Genomic DNA, 3,015 nt, shown 5'->3' with positions numbered 1-3,015 from the left:
CCGCGGCCCCGGGGTGAACCGGTCGTTGCGTCGGTCGTCAGGCCTTGGGCACCCGGACGATCAGCGCGTCGCCCTGGCCGCCGCCGCCGCACAGCGCGGCCGCGCCGACGCCGCCGCCGCGGCGCTGCAGCTCCAGCGCCAGGTGCAGCACCACGCGGGCGCCGGACATGCCGATCGGGTGGCCGAGCGCGATCGCGCCGCCGTTGACGTTGACGATCTCGGAGGAGACGCCGAGGTCCTTCATCGACTGGTGGGCGACGGCGGCGAAGGCCTCGTTGATCTCGATCAGGTCGAGGTCCTCGACGGCGATGCCCTCCTTGGCGACCGCGTGCCTGATCGCGTTGGACGGCTGCGACTGCAGCGAGTTGTCCGGCCCCGCGACGTTGCCGTGCGCGCCGATCTCGGCGATCCAGCTCAGGCCCAGCTCCTCGGCCTTGGCCTTGCTCATCACGACCACGGCGGCGGCGCCGTCCGAGATCTGCGAGGAGGTGCCGGCGGTGATGGTGCCGTCCTTGGTGAACGCCGGGCGCAGCCTGGCCAGGCCCTCGACGGTGGTGTCGGCGCGGATGCCCTCGTCCTGGCTGAACACCACCGGCTCGCCCCGGCGCTGCGGGATCTCCACCGGGACGATCTCGGCGTCGAAGACGCCGTCGGCCTGCGCCTTGGCGGCCCGCTGGTGCGAGGCGGCGGCGATCTCGTCCTGGGCCTCGCGCGGGATGCCGAGGCGGGCGTTGTGCTTCTCGGTGGACTCGCCCATCGGGATGTTCTCGTAGGCGTCGGTCAGGCCGTCGTGCGCCATCGCGTCCAGCAGTTCGATCGCGCCGTACTTGTAGCCCTCGCGGGACTTCGGCAGCAGGTGCGGGGCGTTGGTCATCGACTCCTGGCCACCGGCCACCACGACGTCGAACTCGCCGGCCCGGATCAGCTGGTCGGCCAGCGCGATGGCGTCCAGGCCGGAGAGGCACACCTTGTTGATGGTGAGCGCCGGGACGTTCATCGGGATCCCGGCCTTGACGGCGGCCTGGCGGGCCGGGATCTGGCCGGCGCCGGCCTGCAGGACCTGGCCCATGATGACGTACTGGACCTGCTCGCCGGTGACGCCGGCCCGCTCCAGCGCCGCCTTGATCGCGAAGCCGCCGAGCTCGGCGCCGGAGAAGCCCTTGAGGGAGCCGAGCAGCCGGCCCATCGGGGTCCGCGCCCCGGCGACGATCACTGAGGTGGTGTTGGTCATGGGACGAGCCCCTTCGCACGTCGTGGCCAGGTGGAGGATTCCGCTCAATGTACTGACCTGCTACCCGCCCGTCACCGGACCCAAGATGTGATCGAGCGCACTAGTCAGGGCGTGTCCGGCACCATCCAGTCAACACCGTGCCGCGCCGATCCGGGTGAACCCCGCCGCGCGGCCCGTGTGAGCAGATTCGCACCCCGATCACTGGCGCCCGCCGCCCGGCATGCGCTGCACTGTTGCCGTCCTGTCGCACCAGCCCCAGACCGGAGGCCCCCGTGCTCACCCGTATCGACCACATCGGCATCGCCTGCCGCGACCTCGACAAGACGGTCGAGTTCTACCGCTCCACCTACGGCTTCGAGGTGTTCCACAGCGAGGTCAACGAGGAACAGGGCGTCCGCGAGGCGATGCTCAAGATCAACGACACCGGCGACGGCGGCGCCTCCTACCTGCAGCTGCTGGAGCCGATCCGCGAGGACTCGCCGGTCGGCAAGTGGCTGGCGAAGAACGGCGAGGGCGTCCACCACATCGCCTTCGGCACCGCCGACGTCGACGCCGACTCCGAGGAGATCCGGGCCAAGGGCGTGCGGGTCCTCTACGAGCAGCCGCGCACCGGCTCGATGGGCTCGCGGATCACCTTCCTGCACCCCAAGGACTGCGGCGGGGTGCTGACCGAGCTGGTCACCGCCGCCGGATCCGACGCCCACTGAGGCCGGCGCCGGCGCGGGGCGGCGAGCGCCCGTCCGCCGCCCCGCCACCCTCATGACCCGTCAGTAATCTCGCCGGGCAACCCGGAAAACCCCCACGCGACCATTCCCCCGCAAGACGCTCCCACTACAATGCCCAGGTGCGCGAAGACTCCGGGGGACGGGGACGACGAGCACGGCCGAAGACAGGCCCGTCCGCCCCGGTGGGAGGCCCGTCGCAGGGGAGTCCATTACGCGGGCACGGCTGAACAGTCGCAAGACGGATCTGTCACCATTCTCCACAAGGCAAGAGTTCGCCCAGGAGTCCACCCGGACGGGGGATCGCGGATCGACCGCGCTCCCGCGCCCCGGACTCCGACGACCGCGACGGGCCCCCGGCTAGGGCAGGGGTGCCCGGACGGCGCGGATGCAAGGACCAGTCGGACCGTGCCCGGACAACGGGAGCGCGGACCGGCCGGGTCGAGGACGCGACCAGGAGATGGATGGGACCGCGGAGTGCGGGGCTACGACCGCTACGAGGTTGACGATCACCTCTCCCAGTTCGAGGCCGAGATGGATCGGACTCGGAAGGAGCGGGACAAGGCAGTCGAGCATGCCGAGGACCTCGCCTACCAGGTGGAGGTGCTCCGGGCCAAGCTGCACGAGTCCCGCCGCATGCTCGCCCAGCCGCGCGCCTTCGACGCCGTGTCCGGCCAGGCCGAGCAGATGCTCCGCACCGCCGAGATGCAGGCCCAGCAGCTGCGCGCCGACGCCGAGCGCCAGCTGCGCGACTCCCAGGCCGCCACCCAGCGGATCATGGCCGAGGCCGCCGAGCGCACCGCCCGGCTGGAGGCCGAGCTGGCCGCCCGCCGCCGCCAGCTGGAGGACGAGCTCGCCGAGCTGCGGCGCAGCGCCGAACAGCACGTCAACGAGAACGTCAGCTGGGCCGAGCAGACCCGGGCCGGCACCGAGCAGGAGGCCCAGCGCCTGCTGCAGGAGGCCCGCGCCGAGTCCGACCGGATGATGGCCGCGGCCCGCGCCGAGGCCGCCGCGCTGGCCGACCAGGCCCGCACGATCCGGGTGCCGGTGCACGTGGTCGAG

Annotated in this window: 2 protein-coding genes and 1 pseudogene; 2 read left to right on the top strand and 1 reads right to left on the bottom strand. The window is 72.0% G+C overall.

All coding sequences use genetic code 11. The features are described from left to right. Positions 1–37: 37 nt before the first annotated feature. Positions 38–1,231 carry an acetyl-CoA C-acetyltransferase gene (locus ABD308_RS37495; protein WP_344345155.1) on the bottom strand — a complete coding sequence of 398 codons (1,194 nt, stop codon included), beginning with the start codon at positions 1,229–1,231 and terminating at the stop codon, positions 38–40. 272 nt (positions 1,232–1,503) lie between these two features. Here ABD308_RS37495 and mce point away from each other — a divergent pair, with 272 nt between their 5' ends. Further along, entirely contained in the window at positions 1,504–1,938 is a 435-nt protein-coding gene (mce, locus tag ABD308_RS37490; protein ID WP_344345153.1) for a methylmalonyl-CoA epimerase, read from the top strand. A 492-nt stretch (positions 1,939–2,430) separates the two neighbouring features. Next, a pseudogene (locus ABD308_RS37485) lies at positions 2,431–3,015 on the top strand (hypothetical protein); the annotation flags it as partial.

Source organism: Kitasatospora putterlickiae, assembly GCF_039527695.1.
GTDB classification, from domain to species: Bacteria; Actinomycetota; Actinomycetes; order Streptomycetales; family Streptomycetaceae; genus Kitasatospora; species Kitasatospora putterlickiae.
This window is presented reverse-complemented; position numbering and strand designations above follow the sequence as displayed.